The organism is Agromyces sp. Marseille-Q5079, assembly GCF_051016555.1.
In the GTDB taxonomy this organism is placed as follows: Bacteria; Actinomycetota; Actinomycetes; order Actinomycetales; family Microbacteriaceae; genus Agromyces.
This window is the reverse complement of sequence record NZ_JBPEJF010000002.1, coordinates 110,216-126,781: the sequence shown is the minus strand read 5'-3', so window position 1 is coordinate 126,781 and position 16,566 is coordinate 110,216. Positions and strand designations below refer to the sequence as shown.

The window sequence follows — 16,566 nt, the reverse complement described above, 5'->3', positions numbered from 1 at the left end:
TGCCGCGGGCCGTCGCGTGCCGGAAACGGCCGACGCCGGCCGGGCCTGAGCCCGACCGGCGTCGATCGTGGATGGTGCGACGGCGTCAGGCGACGACGGCCTTGTTGCCGAGGCGCAGACCCGACTCGATGTCGAACAGGTGCACGTGGTTCGGCGTGGCCGTGAGGTACACGCGGTCGCCGGCGTTCGGGTGGCTGCGTCCGTCGACACGGGCGACGATGTCGGTGCGCTTGCCCTCGACCGTCGAGTGGCCGTAGAGGTAGCCGTCGGCGCCGAGCTCCTCGACGAGGTCGACGTCGACCGCGAGGCCCTCGCCCTCGTGCGCGGAGACGGTGATGTCCTCGGGGCGCACGCCGATGGTCGCGCTCTTGCTCGACGCCTCGGAGAGCACGTCGCGGTCGACCGGAACCGTGGCCGTGCCGAAGAGCACGCCGCCCTCGACGAGGTCCGCGTGGAACAGGTTCATCGCGGGCGAGCCGATGAAGCCGGCGACGAAGACGTTCTGCGGCTTCTCGTACAGGTCGCGCGGGGTGCCGACCTGCTGCAGCAGGCCGTCCTTCAGCACGGCGATGCGGTCGCCCATGGTGAGCGCCTCGGTCTGGTCGTGCGTGACGTAGACCGTGGTGACGCCGAGGCGGCGCTGGAGCGACGCGATCTGGGTGCGGGTCTGCACGCGGAGCTTGGCGTCGAGGTTCGACAGCGGCTCGTCCATGAGGAACACCTGCGGCTGGCGCACGATCGCGCGGCCCATGGCGACGCGCTGACGCTGGCCGCCGGAGAGCGCCTTGGGCTTGCGGCTCAGGTAGGGCTCGAGGTCGAGCAGCTTCGCGGCCTCGAGCACGCGAGCGGCACGCTCCTCCTTGCCGACGCCCGCGATCTTGAGCGCGAAGCCCATGTTCTCGGCCACGGTCATGTGGGGGTAGAGCGCGTAGTTCTGGAAGACCATCGCGATGTCGCGATCCTTCGGGGGCACGTCGGTGACGTTGCGGTCGCCGATGAAGATGTTGCCGTCGTTGACCTCTTCGAGGCCGGCGAGCATGCGGAGCGACGTGGACTTGCCGCAACCGGAGGGGCCGACGAGGACGAGGAACTCGCCGTCTGCGACATCGAGGTCGAGCTGGTCGACGGCCGGACGCGTGCCGCCGGGGTAGAGGCGGGTGGCCTTGTCGAACGTGACTGACGCCATGGTTCTTCTTCTCCTTCACCGGCAGGTACGTGCCGGACGATCCGTAGTGATGGACTGCGTCATCGGTGACGCCTCTCCAGTATCGCATGCGGCACGGCGCGGTCGGACCACGGCCGAGGGGGCCCGCGCGGTCGGGACGGGAGCGGATGGCCCGACCGACCGGCGGGGCCATCGGACGGCGCTGTCCGTGTGGCGGATTCACAGCCACCGTTCCTACTATCGTGGGTGCGTTCGCAGTACGCGCGCGCCCACACAGCGACCGGAGTGACCATCGATGACCAACGGCGGATCCAATCAGCCACGCGCCACCCGTAACGATCGCCGGGAGGCGGCCCGCGAGAAGGCCCGCGTCCTGCGCGAGGAGCAGAAGAAGCGCGAGAGGCGCAACAAGCTGCTGATCCAGGGTGGCGTCATCGTCGCCGTCCTGGTGGTCGCCGGGCTCATCGGAACGCTCATCTTCAACAACATCAAGCCCGCAGGGCCGGGCCCGGCGAACATGGCGAGCGACGGCATCCTGCTCATCGCGGGCGAAGACGGCGCCATCACGGCAGCCGAGACGCCGGCCCTCGACGCGGGCGAGGACCCCACGCCGACCGTGCCCGACGAGAGCGGCACCGTCGCGAACATCGTCACGTACATCGACTACCTGTGCCCCTACTGCGGCCAGTTCGAGACGACGAACTCCGAGGCCATGCGCACCATGGTCGAGTCCGGTGCGGCGACGCTCGAGATCCACCCGATCGCGATTCTCACGAACCAGTCGGCCGGTACGCAGTACTCGCTGCGTGCGGCGAACGCCGCGGCGTGCGTCGCCGACCTCTCGCCCGACGCCTTCTTCGACTACAACGCGATCCTCTTCGAGAACCAGCCCGAAGAGGGATCGACGGGCCTGTCGAACTCCGACCTGAAGAAGCTCGCGAACGACGTCGGTGCGGCGTCGTCGGTCGGCGGCTGCATCGACGACATGCGATTCAAGTCGTGGGTGCAGGATGCCACGAACCGGGCCCTCACCGAGCCGATCCCGAACTCCGACCTCGCGTCGGTCACCGGCACGCCCACCGTCCTCGTGAACGGCCAGCAGTACAGCGGCTCGCTCACGGACGCGCAGGAGTTCCAGTCGTTCGTCGTGCAGGCGACGAGCGCCACGTTCAACGAGTCGGAGTCCACCCCGACGCCGACGCCGACCCCGACGCCGGCGGAGTAGCGAACGTCGATCGTGCGGCGGCATCCGGATTCGGAGGCCGCCGCACGATCGATATCATGGCCTGGGGCTCCGCCTCGCCGGCTTGGCGCAATTGGTAGCGCACCGCTCTTGTAAAGCGGGGGTTGCGGGTTCGAGTCCCGCAGCCGGCACTTGACCGACGATCCTGCTCCGAGCACCGCGCCTGGCGCGGCCGTCGAGGCACCCGGGCACCGGCACGCCCACGCCGAGCCCCGGCTCATGCCCGCCGGGGTCGCCATCGTCCTGGCCGTGGCCGCCGGGGCCTTCACCGCCGTGCAGTCGCGCATCAACGGGCAGCTCGCGGTGCGCCTCGACGACGCGTACACGGCCGCGACGATCTCGTTCGGCAGCGGACTCGTGATCCTGCTCGTGGTGCTCGTGTTCTGGCGACCGGGTCGCGACGGCTTCCGGAAGGTGCTCGGCGAGATGCGCGCGGGGCGGGTGGCGTGGTGGATGCTCCTCGGCGGCGTCGCCGGCGCCTGGTTCGTGGTCACGCAGGGGCTCTCGTCCGGCGTGATCGGCGTCGCCCTGTTCACCGTGTCGATCGTGGCCGGCCAGACCGTCGGCGGCGTCGTCTTCGACCTCGTCGGACTCGGACCGGCCGGGCGGCGCCCGCTCACCGTCACGAGGGCGATCGGAGCGGCGACCGCCCTCGGCGCGGTGATCTGGACGGTCTCCTCCGAGATCGGCGGCGACGTGCCGGTGCTCCTGATCCTGCTGCCGTTCACGGCCGGGCTCGGTTCGGCCTGGCAGCAGGCGGTCAACGGCCGCATCCGCTCGGCGGCGTCGAGCGCCCTCACCTCGACCCTCGTGAACTTCGTGGTCGGCACCGCGGTGCTCGTCCTCGTGACGCTCGTGCACGCGGCATCCGCCGGCTGGCCCGCATCCCTGCCGACCGAGCCCTGGCTGTACGCCGGTGGCGCGATCGGCTGCGTCTTCATCGCGGCGCAGGCCATGGTCGTCCGGGTGGTCGGGGTGCTCGTGCTCGCGCTCGGGGGAGTGGCGGGTCAGCTCACGGCGGCGCTCGCGCTCGACGTGTTCTGGCCGGTCGGGGATGCGACGGTCGACCTGGCGACCGTCGCCGGGACCTTCCTCGCGCTCGTCGCGGTCGTCATCGCGAGCGTGCGGTGGAAGCGGCACCGGCATGCGCTCGCGGCCGACGACCCGGCGGTCACGTCAGGGTCGTGAACCTCGCCGCGGCGTCGCTCGCTCGGCGGCGGTCGGCCCGCCAACGGTCGGGCCTGCCGCCGACGTAGAGCCAACCGAGCAGCGCCTCGTGCTCCTGGAGCCCGTGCATGGTCGCGACGGCCGGATGCCGCGTGTGCGGCCCCGTGCGCCACATGACGCCCCAACCGGCCTCGTCGAGCAGCAGTTCGAGCAGGTGCGCGACGCCCGCCGCCGTGGCGTCCTGCTCCCACTCGGGCACCTTCTCGTGCTCGGGTGTGCGAACAGCGACGATGGCGAGGAGCACGGGTGCGCGCAACGGCTTTCCGGCGAGCTTCGACGCCCCGTGGTCGTCGGGCGCGAGGCCGGCGGCCTCGACGAGGGCGGCCCCGAGGCGCTCGCGCGCCACGCCGCGGAGGGCGACGACGCGCCACGGCCGCAGCGACGCGTGGTCTGCGACGCGCCCCGCGGCGTCGAGCAGCTCCAGCAGTTCGGCGTCGTCGGGCGCGGCATCCGTCACCTTCGACACCGAGCGCCGGGAGTTCGCCGCGGCGAGGACCGGCCGCACGCTCAGGACTCGGGCGTGAAGTCGAGTGCGATCGAGTTCATGCAGTACCGGTCGCCGGTCGGGGTGCCGAAGCCGTCGGGGAAGACATGGCCGAGATGCGAGCCGCATGCCGCGCAGCGGACCTCGGTGCGGACCATCCCGAGCGAGGTGTCCTCGATGAGCTCGACGGCCTCGGGGCGCACCGACTCGTAGAAGCTCGGCCATCCGCAGCCGGAGTCGAACTTCGTGCCGCTCTTGAACAGCTCGGCTCCGCATGCGGCGCAGGCGTACACGCCGGCACGCTCCTCATCGAGCAGTTCGCCCGTCCAGGGCCGTTCGGTCGAGGCTTCGCGGAGCACCGCGAACTGCTCTTCGCCGAGCTGCTCGCGCCACTCGCCGTCGGACTTCTCCACTCGATACGCCATCGCGTTCCTCCAGAATGTCGGCTCAGTCCATCGTCGCACGTCCTGGAGGCATGACGGCCGCGCGCACACGCCGCCGACGCTCGGCTCCCTCACGGGTGCGGATCCCTAGGATGTCACCCGAAGCGAAGCCCTGACGGAATCCGAGGAGGAACATGAGCGCCGAGCCCGCGCAGCCGCACCCTCGCACCGAGTCAGGGGCCAAGCTCGACGACTTCGCCGTCCGCGTGCTCGCATTCGAGGCGCGCTCCTGGCAGCAGCCGGGCACGAAGGCCGAGGGCATCCGCGACGAGTTCGAGATGTCCGCCGCTCGCTACTATCGGATCCTCGGCGAGCTGATCGACTCGCCGGCCGCACTGCGCCACGACCCGATGCTCGTCAAGCGGCTGCAGCGCATGCGCGAGGCACGTGCCGCGGAGCGTGCACGCCGCTCCCTCTCGAACCATCGCCCGCTCGATTGAGCACGGCCCCGAACCCACGACTGGACCCATGGCGCAGAACTATCCACGAGACCGATTCGACTCCATCCCGCATGGCATCGAGCGGGTCGGTGCGCATCGCGCCCCGCAACGCCGCGGTGCGCGGTGGATCGCCTTCGGCTGGGCGGTGCTCGCCACCGCCGTCCTCACCGGCATCGGCATCGCCGGCGTGGTCGTCGTCAACGACCGGGTCGACTTCTCGGAGGCGTCTCCCTCGACGACGCCGGCTCCGGTCGTCACGGCCGAGCCGACGATCGCCGCCGACGTGCCCGTGACGGTGCTGAACGGCACCGAGACGGCCGGGCTGGCCGCGACGGCCGGCGATGCGCTCACGGCCGCCGGCATCCCCGTCAGCACGACGGCCAATGCGAGCGAGGCGGACATCACCGAGACGGTGGTCTACTACGCCACGGCCGACCTCGAGGGTGCCGCGCGCGGCGTCGCGCAGGCGATCCCGGGTGCCGACGTGCGTCTGGATGCCAAGTTCGGCGAGATCGGCACCCCGCTGGTGCTCGTGGTCGGTTCCGACTACGCGGAGAGCGCCGCCGGCTGAGAACGGCGAATCGTTGCCATTCCGCGACATTTCGTTGCGTCGAACCCCTTCTCTTTGCCGTGTGTGCGTCATTAGTATCTGGAATTGGTCGCTCGAACCCGTGTAAGGCCCGGTCCCACCAGTGGTCCAAGTCAGCACGAATCAGAGGCCCGGTACTGGCGACAGGCACGTGCTGAACGACACACAGCTATATGGGAGCAACGCATGGCGAACGGAACCGTCAAGTGGTTCAACGCTGAAAAAGGCTACGGATTCATCACCGTCGACGAGGGGGGTCAGGACGTGTTCGTCCACTACTCGGCGATCGACATGGCCGGCTACAAGGTCCTCGAAGAGGGCCAGGCCGTCGTGTTCGAGGTCGGCACGGGCTCGAAGGGCCCCCAGGCCGAAGCGGTCCGCCCGGCCTGAGACGAGTCGATGAAGCGCCGCAGGTCTCCAGCCGGCGGCGCTTCGTCGTCTCCGCCGGCGCCGATGCGGCGAAACCGCGACACGGTACGGCGCGTCGCATGGCAACGGCCCGGTCCGGATGGTTTGCTGTTCGCCATGGCGAGGGGCGTTCGTTCGGCCACGGGGTGGAGGGCGCTCGGAGTGCTGCTCGCGGCATCCGCGATCATGCTGGCCGGCTGCACGGGAACGCCGATCGACGTCGACCCGCTCGTGACCGAGACGCCGGCGGCAAGGCCGGTCGGCACCTCCGGCAAACCCGTGACGATCGCGTTCTCCCCGCTCCGGGGCGCACCCGCCGACTGGGCGGCGATGCAGCATCCGTCGATCGCGGTGAAGATCGACGACCATGAAGAGGCGCGGCCGCAGATCACGCTGAACCGCACCGACATCGTCTTCGAGGAACTCGTCGAGGGCGGGCTCACGAGGTACGTCGCCATCTGGCATTCGGATGTCCCCGACGAGGTCGGCCCGGTTCGATCGATCCGGCCCATGGATCCCGACATCGTGACGCCCTTCGGCGGCATCATCGCGTACTCGGGCGGCCAGGACCAGTTCGTGGCGATGATGCAGGCCGCGCCCGTCGTGAACATCGTCTTCGACTACGACGACACCGGACTGTTCCACCGCGCCGACGAGCGCCCCGGGCCGCACGACGTGATCCTCGCGGCATCCGAGGCCGTCGGCCGGTACCCCGACCTGCCTCCTCCGCCGGTGCAGTTCGCCTACGGGGACGCGGACCCGCTCGCCGACCCGGCCCTCGAGGCTGCGCCGACCTCGGGGATCTCGCAGGTCTTCTCCGAGGAGCGGTACCCCTCGTGGAGCTGGGACGCCGCGACATCGACGTGGCTGCGTTCGCAGGAGGGGCAACCCGACATGGAGTCGTCGGGCGATCGCGTGCGCGCCGTGAACGTCGTGACGATGCGCGTCGGCATCGACTGGACCTACGGTGACGTGCCGAAGACCGTGATGGTCGGCTCGGGCGAGGTCTGGGCGTCGGTCGCCGGCCGCACCGCGCACGGGACCTGGTCGAAGAAGGATGCGGCGTCGCCGATCGTGCTCACCTCGGACGCCGGTGAGCCGCTGCGGCTCGCGCCCGGCAACACGTGGATCGAGCTGGTGCCGACCGAGGGTTCGGTGACGTTCGCGCCCTGAGCGAACGTTGCGCAGGGCGCCCGGCGCTCGCTTGCACTCGGCGCGGTCGAGTGCCAGAATCGACTTAGCACTCATCCGAATCGAGTGCTAACACGAATCTTTGAGACGTCCGAGAAGGGACGAGAAACACACATGGCAAAGATCATTGCTTTCAACGAGGAGGCCCGCCGCGGTCTCGAGCGTGGCCTCAACACGCTCGCCGACGCGGTCAAGGTGACCCTCGGCCCGCGCGGTCGCAACGTCGTGCTCGAGAAGAAGTGGGGCGCTCCCACCATCACGAACGACGGCGTGTCGATCGCCAAGGAGATCGAGCTCGACGACCCGTACGAGAAGATCGGCGCCGAACTCGTCAAGGAGGTCGCCAAGAAGACCGACGACGTCGCCGGTGACGGCACCACGACCTCGGTCGTGCTCGCCCAGGCGCTCGTGCGCGAGGGCCTTCGCAACGTCGCCGCAGGCGCCGACCCCATCTCGCTGAAGCGCGGCATCGAGAAGGCCGTCGCCGCCGTGACCGCCGAGCTCGTCGCCAACGCCAAGGAGGTCGAGACCAAGGAGGAGATCGCCGCCACCGCGTCCATCTCCGCCGGCGACCTCGAGATCGGCGCGCTGATCGCCGAGGCCATCGACAAGGTGGGCAAGGAAGGCGTCGTCACCGTCGAGGAGTCGAACACCTTCGGCACCGAGCTCGAGCTCACCGAGGGCATGCGCTTCGACAAGGGCTACCTGTCGGCGTACTTCGTCACCGACCCCGAGCGCCAGGAAGCGGTCTTCGAAGACCCGTACATCCTGATCGTCAACGGCAAGGTCTCGAACATCAAGGACCTGCTCCCCATCGTCGACAAGGTGATCCAGACGGGCAAGCAGCTGCTCATCATCGCCGAGGACGTCGACGGCGAGGCGCTCGCGACCCTGATCGTGAACAAGATCCGCGGCATCTTCAAGTCGGTCGCCGTCAAGGCTCCCGGCTTCGGCGACCGTCGCAAGGCGCAGCTCCAGGACATCGCGATCCTCACCGGCGGCCAGGTCATCTCCGAGGAGGTCGGCCTCAAGCTCGAGAACGTCACCCTCGACCTGCTCGGCCAGGCCCGCAAGGTCATCATCACCAAGGACGAGACGACCATCGTCGAGGGTGCCGGTGACGAAGAGGGCATCGCCGGTCGCGTCGCGCAGATCCGCGCCGAGATCGAGAACACCGACTCCGACTACGACCGCGAGAAGCTCCAGGAGCGTCTCGCCAAGCTCGCCGGCGGCGTCGCCGTCATCAAGGCGGGCGCGGCCACCGAGGTCGAGCTCAAGGAGCGCAAGCACCGCATCGAAGACGCCGTCCGCAACGCGAAGGCCGCCGTCGAAGAGGGCATCGTCGCCGGTGGTGGCGTCGCCCTCATCCAGGCCGGCAAGACCGCGTTCGAGAAGCTCGAGCTCACCGGCGACGAGGCGACGGGCGCGAACATCGTGCGCGTCGCGATCGACGCCCCGCTCAAGCAGATCGCCCTCAACGCCGGCCTCGAGCCGGGCGTCGTGGTCGACCGCGTGCGCAACCTCCCCGTCGGCCAGGGCCTGAACGCCGCGACCGGCGAGTACGTCGACATGCTGGCCGCCGGCATCAACGACCCGGTGAAGGTCACCCGCTCGGCACTGCTCAACGCAGCGTCGATCGCCGGCCTGTTCCTCACCACCGAGGCCGTCGTCGCCGACAAGCCCGAGAAGAACCCGGCTCCGGTCGGCGACCCCACGGGTGGCATGGACTTCTAGTCCGAACCGATCTCCGGCCGTCACGGCCTGATCAGCGCGAAGGGCGCCTCCTCTCGGAGGCGCCCTTCGTCGTGTTCCGGCGGTTCGGGTGCTGTCAGGTGTCAGCGCAGGAAGAGCCGGGCGTTGGCCTGCTCGGCCTCGGCGTACTGCGTTGCGGCGAGGCCGAGCGCCTGGTTCAGGCTGTCGAGGCTCTGCTCGACCCGCACCTGGGTCTCGCGCCAATCGGCGACGGCGCCCTGGAACGCGGTCGCCGCCTGCCCCGACCACGAGGACTGCAGGCCGGAGAGCTGGCCGAGCAGGGACGCGACCTCGGATTGGATGCGCCCGATGGTGCCTTTGACGGTCTGGGTCGCTGCGGAGACCTGGGCGGCATCGACGTGGTAGCTCGACATGGGATTCCCTTCATTCGGTGGTGAAGGTCACGCTAGGTCCGCTGCCGCACCGCGGGGGCCGGGTTGCTCGAGGACGGCTACGCACGCGCCCGCGAGGTGCCGGTGGAGGGCGGGTCAGCCGGCCGTCACGCTCTGCGGGGCCGCGGCACTGCCGGCGAGCGGCAACTGGACCCGGAAGGTCGCACCGCCGCCGGGGGTCTCGACCACGTCGACGCTGCCGTTGTGGGCCGCCACGATGGACGACACGATCGCGAGGCCCAGACCGGAGCCGCCCGTCTCGCGGGTGCGCGACGTGTCGGCGCGCCAGAAGCGCTGGAAGATCTTCTCGCGGATCTGCGGCGGGATGCCGTCGCCGTGGTCGACGATCTCGATCATCGCCCGCTCGCTCGCGGCATCCGCGCTGACCCGGATCTCGATGGGGCTGTCGGCGGCGGTGAATCGCACCGCATTGCCCATCAGGTTCGTGATGACCTGCCGGATCTTGTTCTCCTCGGCGAGGACGACGGCCTGCGGGTGCCCGCCCGGGGTCTGCGGAGCGCCGTTGCCATCGTGCTCGTCTGCTGACGCGTTGCGACCTGCGACGGGCGCCTGCGTCGACGGAGTGCTCGCGCCGGTGCCGCGTCGCGACGTGGCACCGGCGGACTCGGCGCGGGGGCGACGGCCCCGGAGCCTCGCGAGCGTCGCGCCGGCGAACGAGATCGCCCCGGTGGAGGGGCGCTCGGCGGCGGCGTCGTCGTCAGGAGCCGGGCTCGTCCCGGGCGACGTGCCGGCGGCATCGGCCGTGTGCACGTCGTCGGGCGTGATCACGGTGACCGTTCGGCTCGGGTGCGCGGCCATCGCATCGAGGGCGGCATCACGTGCGAGCGGTACGAGGTCGACCTCCGCGAGCTCGAGCGGCTTCGCCTCGTCGAGACGGGCGAGGGCGAGGAGGTCCTCGACGAGGCCGCCCATGCGGATGGCCTCCTTCTCGATGCGATCCATCGCCTGGGCCACGTCGTCGGGCGTCTGCAGCGCGCCCATGCGGTAGAGCTCCGCGTACCCGCGGACGGAGACGAGCGGGGTGCGCAGCTCGTGGGATGCGTCGCCGACGAATCGGCGCATCTGGTCGATCGTGCGCGCCCGATCGCGGAACGCCCGATCGATGCGGTTCAGCATCGTGTTCAGCGAGCGATTGAGGCGCCCGACCTCGGTGTTCGGCGTGGCGCCGCCGAGGCGCTGGCTGAAGTCGCCGTCGGCGATGGCCGCCGCCGTCGCCTCGACCTCGCGGAGCGGCGTGAAGGTCGTCGTCACGAGCATCCGGGTCAGCAGCGCGCCGACGAGCACGACGCCGACGCCGAAGCCGAGGAAGATCGTGAGGTACACCGCGATGAGCGACTCGGTGTCCTTCGACGAGATCGCGATGAGGATCGGCGAGTAGTTGCCGTGGCTGTCGGCCAGCATCAGGGCCGCGACCGCGCGGAACGTCTTGTCGCCGTTGGCATCCTTCAGCGGGAACATCGTGTAGCCGGAACTCTTCGAGTTCATGGCGCTGACCTCGCCCTGGGTCAGGGTCTCGGGGATGAGCGGCCGCGCATCGGCCGAGCGCTCGTCCCAGTTGGTGCCCTCGAGCTGGCCCGTGGACTCGTCGTAGACGGCGACGAAGACCTGGTCGCTCTCCGAGAACTTGCGCGAGCTCGCGTCAGGTGAGGCATCCGACGTGCCCTCGTCGACGAAGTAGCGGTCGAGCGTGCCGCTCGCGATGCTGCTGAGCTTGGCCGCCGTCTGGTCCTCGACGTACGAGCGCAGCATCGCCGCCGTGCCGATGCCCGAGACGAGGAGCCCGAGGGTCAGCATCAGCACCGTCACACCGGTGATCTTGGTGCGAAGCGAGATGCGGTTCCACCGCTCGGAGATCGTCTGATGCATAGCGGAGCGAGTCTAGGCGGGGAAGCCTGAGTCAGGGCTTGGAGGAGGACTTCAGCATGTACCCGAACCCGCGTTTGGTCTGGATCAGCGGCTCTGCCGAGTGCTGGTCGAGCTTGCGGCGGAGGTAGGAGATGTAGCTCTCGACGATGCCGGCGTCGCCGTTGAAGTCGTACTCCCACACGTGGTCGAGGATCTGCGCCTTCGAGAGCACCCGGTTGGGGTTGAGCATGAGGTAGCGCAGCAGCTTGAACTCGGTGGGGGAGAGCTCGACCGGCACGTCGCCCACGAGCACCTCGTGCGTGTCCTGGTCCATCATGAGCTCGCCGGTGCGGATCACCGCATCCTCTTCGGCGTGCATGGTGCGCCGCAGGATCGCCTTGATGCGGGCGACGATCTCGTCGAGGCTGAACGGCTTGGTGACGTAGTCGTCGCCACCCACCGTGAGGCCGGTGATCTTGTCTTCGGTGTCGTCCTTCGCCGTGAGGAAGAGGATTGGCGCGGTGTAGCCGGCCGAACGCAGGCGCTTCGTCACGCCGAACCCGTTCATGTCGGGGAGCATCACGTCGAGGATGATGAGGTCGGGTTCTTCTTCGAGAACCGCGGAGATGGTCTGCGCGCCGTTGCCCACGGCACGCACCGCGAAGCCCGCGAACCGAAGGCTCGTGGTCAGCAGATCGCGGATGTTGGGCTCGTCGTCGACGATGAGGATTCTGGGTCCGTCAGCCATGTTTTCAGTCTGCTGCAGGTTTCCTGAATGTGGACTGTGAAGTCTGCGACAGAACCTCGGGTGCTTGCTGCACCGGCGCGCCATCGGCCGGATGCCGACTTCCGGGCGCCGAGCGGTCGTGCGAGACTCGCAGCATGGCAGCGGCTGAGCGCATCGTGATCATCGGGGGAGGGCTCACGACGGCACGCGCCGTCGAGAGCCTGCGCGACGAGGGCTTCGACGGCGAGGTGGTCGTCGCGACGCGCGAGGACCGACCGCCGTACGAGCGACCGCCGCTGTCGAAGGGGTACCTGCTCGGCACGGATGACGCGGCGAGCACCATCCCGCTGCCGAGATCCTGGTACGACGAGCACGACGTCGAGCTCCGCACTGGCGCCGAGGCGACCGCCCTCGACGTCGATGCCCACGTCGTGACGATCGACGGCGAGCCGGTGTCGTACGACCGCCTGCTGCTCGCGACCGGCGCTCGGCCGCGGTCGTTCTCGGGTCCGGGTGCGGGGCTCACGGGCGTGCACACGCTGCGGACGCTCCACGATGCGACCCACCTGCGCACCGCCCTGAAGCCCGGCGGGCGACGCGTCGCGATCATGGGCGCCGGATGGATCGGACTCGAGGTCGCGGCCGCCGCGCGCAGCTACGGCAACGAGGTGACCGTCATCGCACCGGGCGCCGTTCCGCTGGCGTCGGCCGTCGGTCCCGAGGTGGGCGCGGTCTTCGCGAGTCTGCACGCCGAGCACGGGGTCGAGCTGCGCATGGGCGCGGGCGTCAGCGCCGTCCGCGGCAAGGGTCGTGTCGACGGCGTCATCCTCGGCACCGGCGAGGAGCTCGACGCCGATCTCGTCGTCGTGGGCATCGGGGCGGTGCCGAACACCGAGCTCGCTGCATCCGCTCGCCTGACGGTCGACGACGGCATCGTGACGGATGACGGGTTCCGCACCAGCGCCCCCGACGTGTTCGCCGCGGGCGACGTCGCGAACGTGCGGCACCCGGTGCTCGACCGCCACCTGCGGGTCGAGCACTGGGCGAACGCGCAGAACCAGGGGCAGGCCGTGGGCCGTGCACTCGCGGGAGCGCAGGTCGTGTACGACGAGATCCCGTACTTCTTCACCGACCAGTACGACCTGGGCATGGAGTACTCGGGGTACGGTCCGCTCGCCGACGGGGCTTCCGTCGTCTTCCGAGGCGACGTGGCCGCGCGCGAGTTCATGGCCTTCTGGGTGCGCGAGCGCCGCGTCGTCGCCGGCATGAACGTCAACGTGTGGGACGTGAACGATGCCGTGCAGGCGCTCATCCGCGCCGACGTCCCGGTGGACCTCACGGCCCTCGGTGATCCGTCGGTCGCGCTCGAGAGCCTGATCCCGGCATGAGCGGCACCGTGATGCGATTGGGCGGGCGCACGTTCGACTTCGCGCGCGAGGTGGCCGTCATGGCCATCGTGAACCGCACGCCCGACTCCTTCTACGACCGGGGACGCACCGACGCGCTCGACGCCGCCGTCGCGGCGGCCGGACGCGCGATCGCCGACGGCGCCGACTGGGTCGACATCGGCGGCGCGAAGTTCGCACCGGGTCCGCCGATCCCGGTGGCGGAGGAGATCGATCGCGTCGTCCCCGTCGTGGCCGCCCTCGCGGGTTCCGGCGCAGTGATCTCGGTCGACACGTTCCACGCGGAGGTCGCGCGCGAGGCCATCGCCGCAGGCGCCCACGTCGTGAACGACACCACAGGGCTCAGCGATCCCGAGATGGCCGGCGTGCTCGTCGGAACCGGCGCCGCGGTCGTCGTCACGCACAGCCTCGCGTCCCCGCGCACGCCGTTCCCGTCGCCGCGCTACGACGACGTGGTCGGCGAGGTCGCGGCGTTCCTGCGGGATCGCGTCGCGAAGGCGGAGGCGGCGGGCGTGGCATCCGATCGCATCATCATCGACCCGGGGCACGACCTCAACAAGCACACGCTCGACTCGCTCGAGCTCACGCGCCGACTCGGCGAGATCGTCGAGATCGGGTACCCGACCCTCGTGGCGCTGTCGAACAAGGACTTCGTCGGCGAGAGCCTCGGCCGCGGTCGCGGAGAACGCGTCGAGGGGTCGATCGCGGCGGCGGTGTACGCCGTGATGCAGGGCGCCCGCATCGTGCGGGTGCACAACGTGCGCGAGACGGTCGACGCGATGCGCATGATCGGGGCGATCGAGGGGTGGCGCGAACCCGTGTTCCTGGAGCACAACCGGTGAACGCGACTCCTCCGATCGATCGCGAGACGCTGCTGGCGTCCTACGCGTGGCCTGATCGCGAGCGCGCGCGCGTGCGGATGAACTTCGTGGCGAGCATCGACGGCTCGGCGACCCTCGAGGGTCGCAGCGGCGGCCTGGGCGACGAGAACGACCGGCGCGCCATGCAGGCGATGCGGACCCTCGCCGACGTCGTGCTGGTCGGTGCGGGAACCGTGCGGGCCGAGGGATACGGCGGGCTCGCCGTGAGCGAGGCGGATGCCGCGTGGCGGGTGTCGCGCGGCAGGCCCGAGCAGCCGCGCGTGGCCGTGGTCTCGTCGCGGCTCGATCTCGATGCCCGGCATCCGTTCTTCGAGGCGGCCGTCCGGCGACCGCTCGTGGTGACGCACGCCGCGGCGCCCGAGGCGCGACGACGCGCGCTCGCCGCCGTGGCCGACGTGCTGGTGTGCGGCGAGGAGGCGGTGGATCCCGCGGCGATGCTGCGCGCGCTCGCCCGGGAGAGCCTCGGCGAGGTGCTCTGCGAGGGCGGCCCGCACCTGTTCGGCAGCCTGCTCGACGCCGACCTGGTCGACGAGGTGTGCCTCAGCCTCTCGCCGACGCTCGTCGGCGGCGATGGCGGCCGCATCGCCCGGGGTGCGCGCGAGTCGGTGCATCGCATGCGCCTCGTGCACGCGCTGCCCGCGGGCGACCTCGTGCTGTTGCGCTACGCGCGGGCCTGACGCGCCGTCAGGCCGCTTCGAGCGAGTGCGCGTCGAGGATCGTGTAGCTGTAGCCCTGTTCGGCGAGGAACCGCTGGCGGTTCTGCGCGAAGTCCTGGTCGACCGTGTCGCGCGAGACGAGGGTGTAGAAGTTCGCGGTGAGCCCCGACTCCTTCGGACGCAGCAGGCGGCCGAGGCGCTGGGCCTCCTCCTGACGCGAGCCGTACGACCCCGAGACCTGGATCGCCACGGTGGCCTCGGGGAGGTCGACCGAGAAGTTCGCCACCTTCGAGACGACGAGCACCTGCGTGGTGCCCTCGCGGAAGGACTGGAAGAGCCGCTCGCGCTCGTCGACGGGCGTCGATCCCGTGAGCTGCGGCGCGCCGAGCGTCTCGGCGAGCTCGTCGATCTGGTCGAGGTACTGGCCGATGACGAGGATGCGCTCGCCCTGGTGCTTTGCGACCAGTTCCTTCACCACCTCGAGCTTGGCCGGGGCCGTGGCGGCCAGACGGTACCGCTCGTCGTCGGCGGATGCCGCGTACGCGAGCCGCTCGTACGGGGGCAGGTCGATGCGCACCTCGTAGCAGGCGGCGGGGGAGATGAAGCCCTGCGCCTCGATCTCCTTCCACGGCGCGTCGAAGCGCTTCGGTCCGATGAGGCTGAACACGTCGCCCTCGCGACCGTCTTCACGCACGAGCGTGGCGGTGAGGCCGAGTCGGCGGCGGGCCTGGAGCTCGGCGGTGAGCTTGAACACGGGTGCGGGCAGCAGGTGCACCTCGTCGTAGACCACGAGTCCCCAGTCGAGCGCGTCGAGCAGCGCGAGGTGCGCGTACTCGCCCTTCCGCTTCGCCGTGAGGATCTGGTAGGTCGCGATGGTGACCGGCTTGACCTCCTTCGTCTGGCCGGAGTATTCGCCGATCTCGTCGGCCGTGAGCGACGTGCGCTTCAGGAGCTCGTCCCGCCACTGGCGGGCCGAAACGGTGTTCGTCACGAGGATGAGCGTGGTCGTCTTCGCGGTGGCCATCGCACCCGCCCCGACGAGGGTCTTGCCGGCGCCGCAGGGGAGCACCACGACGCCCGAACCGCCGTCGAAGAAGTTGTCGACGGCCTTCTGCTGGTAGTCGCGCAGGTGCCATCCGGATTCGTCGAGCTCGATCGGATGCGGCGTGCCGGGCGTGTAGCCCGCCAGGTCTTCGGCCGGCCAGCCGAGCTTGACGAGCTCCTGCTTGAGCGCGCCGCGCGCCCAGGCCTCGACGAGGAATCCGGTCTCGTCGATGCGCTCGGTCAGCAGCGGCGAGATGCGCTTGGCGCCGGCGACCTCGGTGAGCACGGCGAGATCGTCGGATCGCAGCCGGAGGGCGCCGTCGTCCGTGCGATCGACGACGAGGCGGCCGTAGCGCGCGACGGTCTCCCGCATGTCCACCGAGACGGTCTGCGGAACGGGGAACTTGGCATATCGCTCGAGCGTGCCGAGCATGTCCTCGGCCGTGTGCCCCGCGGCCCTGGCGTTCCAGAGCCCGAGCCTGGTGATGCGGTACGTGTGCATGTGCTCGGGTGCGCGTTCGAGCTCGGCGAAGATCGCGAGGTCGTGTCGCGCGTCCTCTGCAAGCGGGTGCGCGACCTCGAGGAGCACGGTGCGGTCGCTCTGCACGATGAGGGGGCCGTCTGACATAACCGTCGAGTCTACGCCCGGTTC

At 70.1% G+C, this 16,566-nt stretch carries 17 protein-coding genes and 1 tRNA gene; 11 read left to right on the top strand and 7 right to left on the bottom strand.

Translation table 11 applies throughout. From position 1 onward, the window contains the following. Nucleotides 1-85: 85 nt before the first annotated feature. Nucleotides 86-1,186 (bottom strand): ABC transporter ATP-binding protein, encoded by a 1,101-nt coding sequence (locus ACR3IO_RS04385; RefSeq protein ID WP_434069956.1) that lies wholly within the window; start codon nucleotides 1,184-1,186, stop codon nucleotides 86-88. Nucleotides 1,187-1,460: 274 nt separating this feature from the next. Here ACR3IO_RS04385 and ACR3IO_RS04380 point away from each other — a divergent pair, with 274 nt between their 5' ends. The 3 genes from ACR3IO_RS04380 to ACR3IO_RS04370 all read left to right on the top strand — a co-directional run bounded on the left by ACR3IO_RS04380 (nucleotide 1,461) and on the right by ACR3IO_RS04370 (nucleotide 3,596). After that, nucleotides 1,461-2,390: a thioredoxin domain-containing protein gene (locus ACR3IO_RS04380; RefSeq protein ID WP_434069955.1), complete on the top strand. Its 930-nt coding sequence runs from the start codon at nucleotides 1,461-1,463 to the stop codon at nucleotides 2,388-2,390. Between the two features lie 76 nt (nucleotides 2,391-2,466). Then, a tRNA-Thr gene (locus tag ACR3IO_RS04375) sits at nucleotides 2,467-2,539 on the top strand. An 88-nt stretch (nucleotides 2,540-2,627) separates the two neighbouring features. Further along, nucleotides 2,628-3,596 carry a DMT family transporter gene (locus tag ACR3IO_RS04370; protein ID WP_434069954.1) on the top strand — a complete coding sequence of 323 codons (969 nt, stop codon included), beginning with the start codon at nucleotides 2,628-2,630 and terminating at the stop codon, nucleotides 3,594-3,596. Here the strand turns inward: ACR3IO_RS04370 and ACR3IO_RS04365 are convergent. Next, a complete protein-coding gene (locus ACR3IO_RS04365) occupies nucleotides 3,580-4,140 on the bottom strand; it encodes a nitroreductase family protein (RefSeq protein WP_434069953.1) in 561 nt (186 codons plus the stop codon). The genes ACR3IO_RS04370 and ACR3IO_RS04365 overlap by 17 nt on opposite strands. Nucleotides 4,141-4,142: 2 nt before the next feature. Continuing rightward, nucleotides 4,143-4,544 (bottom strand): peptide-methionine (R)-S-oxide reductase MsrB, encoded by a 402-nt coding sequence (gene msrB, locus ACR3IO_RS04360; protein WP_434069952.1) that lies wholly within the window; start codon nucleotides 4,542-4,544, stop codon nucleotides 4,143-4,145. Between the two features lie 152 nt (nucleotides 4,545-4,696). On the opposite strand from msrB, the gene ACR3IO_RS04355 reads away from it, so the two are divergent. From ACR3IO_RS04355 to groL, 5 genes are all read left to right on the top strand, one after another. Further along, entirely contained in the window at nucleotides 4,697-5,002 is a 306-nt protein-coding gene (locus ACR3IO_RS04355) for a DUF3263 domain-containing protein (RefSeq protein WP_434069951.1), read from the top strand. Nucleotides 5,003-5,030: 28 nt separating this feature from the next. Beyond that, the gene (locus ACR3IO_RS04350; RefSeq protein ID WP_434069950.1) at nucleotides 5,031-5,573 is read left to right on the top strand and encodes a LytR C-terminal domain-containing protein; all 543 of its coding nucleotides are present in this window, start codon (nucleotides 5,031-5,033) and stop codon (nucleotides 5,571-5,573) included. Nucleotides 5,574-5,777: 204 nt separating this feature from the next. Further along, complete coding sequence (locus tag ACR3IO_RS04345) at nucleotides 5,778-5,981, top strand: cold-shock protein (protein WP_434069949.1); 204 nt, start codon at nucleotides 5,778-5,780, stop codon at nucleotides 5,979-5,981. A gap of 135 nt (nucleotides 5,982-6,116) precedes the next feature. Continuing rightward, nucleotides 6,117-7,172 (top strand): DUF3048 domain-containing protein, encoded by a 1,056-nt coding sequence (locus tag ACR3IO_RS04340; RefSeq protein ID WP_434069948.1) that lies wholly within the window; start codon nucleotides 6,117-6,119, stop codon nucleotides 7,170-7,172. Between the two features lie 132 nt (nucleotides 7,173-7,304). Further along, nucleotides 7,305-8,924: a chaperonin GroEL gene (groL, locus tag ACR3IO_RS04335; RefSeq protein WP_055856291.1), complete on the top strand. Its 1,620-nt coding sequence runs from the start codon at nucleotides 7,305-7,307 to the stop codon at nucleotides 8,922-8,924. Nucleotides 8,925-9,025: 101 nt separating this feature from the next. On the opposite strand, the gene ACR3IO_RS04330 is transcribed toward groL, so the two are convergent. The 3 genes from ACR3IO_RS04330 to ACR3IO_RS04320 all read right to left on the bottom strand — a co-directional run bounded on the left by ACR3IO_RS04330 (nucleotide 9,026) and on the right by ACR3IO_RS04320 (nucleotide 11,948). After that, a complete protein-coding gene (locus ACR3IO_RS04330; RefSeq protein WP_434069947.1) occupies nucleotides 9,026-9,316 on the bottom strand; it encodes a WXG100 family type VII secretion target in 291 nt (96 codons plus the stop codon). Between the two features lie 114 nt (nucleotides 9,317-9,430). Beyond that, complete coding sequence (locus tag ACR3IO_RS04325; RefSeq protein ID WP_434069946.1) at nucleotides 9,431-11,221, bottom strand: ATP-binding protein; 1,791 nt, start codon at nucleotides 11,219-11,221, stop codon at nucleotides 9,431-9,433. Nucleotides 11,222-11,252: 31 nt separating this feature from the next. Further along, entirely contained in the window at nucleotides 11,253-11,948 is a 696-nt protein-coding gene (locus ACR3IO_RS04320) for a response regulator transcription factor (protein ID WP_157427308.1), read from the bottom strand. Nucleotides 11,949-12,082: 134 nt separating this feature from the next. On the opposite strand from ACR3IO_RS04320, the gene ACR3IO_RS04315 reads away from it, so the two are divergent. Genes ACR3IO_RS04315 through ACR3IO_RS04305 form a run of 3 tightly spaced genes read left to right on the top strand, consistent with a single transcriptional unit; the run spans nucleotide 12,083 to nucleotide 14,891 of the window. Then, nucleotides 12,083-13,315: an NAD(P)/FAD-dependent oxidoreductase gene (locus tag ACR3IO_RS04315; protein WP_434069945.1), complete on the top strand. Its 1,233-nt coding sequence runs from the start codon at nucleotides 12,083-12,085 to the stop codon at nucleotides 13,313-13,315. Next, the gene (gene folP / locus ACR3IO_RS04310) at nucleotides 13,312-14,175 is read left to right on the top strand and encodes a dihydropteroate synthase (protein WP_434069944.1); all 864 of its coding nucleotides are present in this window, start codon (nucleotides 13,312-13,314) and stop codon (nucleotides 14,173-14,175) included. The genes ACR3IO_RS04315 and folP overlap by 4 nt, the downstream gene beginning before the upstream one ends. Next, on the top strand, nucleotides 14,172-14,891 hold the full coding sequence (locus ACR3IO_RS04305) for a pyrimidine reductase family protein (RefSeq protein WP_434069943.1): 720 nt from the start codon (nucleotides 14,172-14,174) through the stop codon (nucleotides 14,889-14,891). Before folP ends, ACR3IO_RS04305 begins: the two co-directional genes overlap by 4 nt. Nucleotides 14,892-14,898: 7 nt before the next feature. On the opposite strand, the gene ACR3IO_RS04300 is transcribed toward ACR3IO_RS04305, so the two are convergent. After that, the gene (locus ACR3IO_RS04300) at nucleotides 14,899-16,542 is read right to left on the bottom strand and encodes a DNA repair helicase XPB (protein WP_434069942.1); all 1,644 of its coding nucleotides are present in this window, start codon (nucleotides 16,540-16,542) and stop codon (nucleotides 14,899-14,901) included. Nucleotides 16,543-16,566 lie beyond the last annotated feature (24 nt).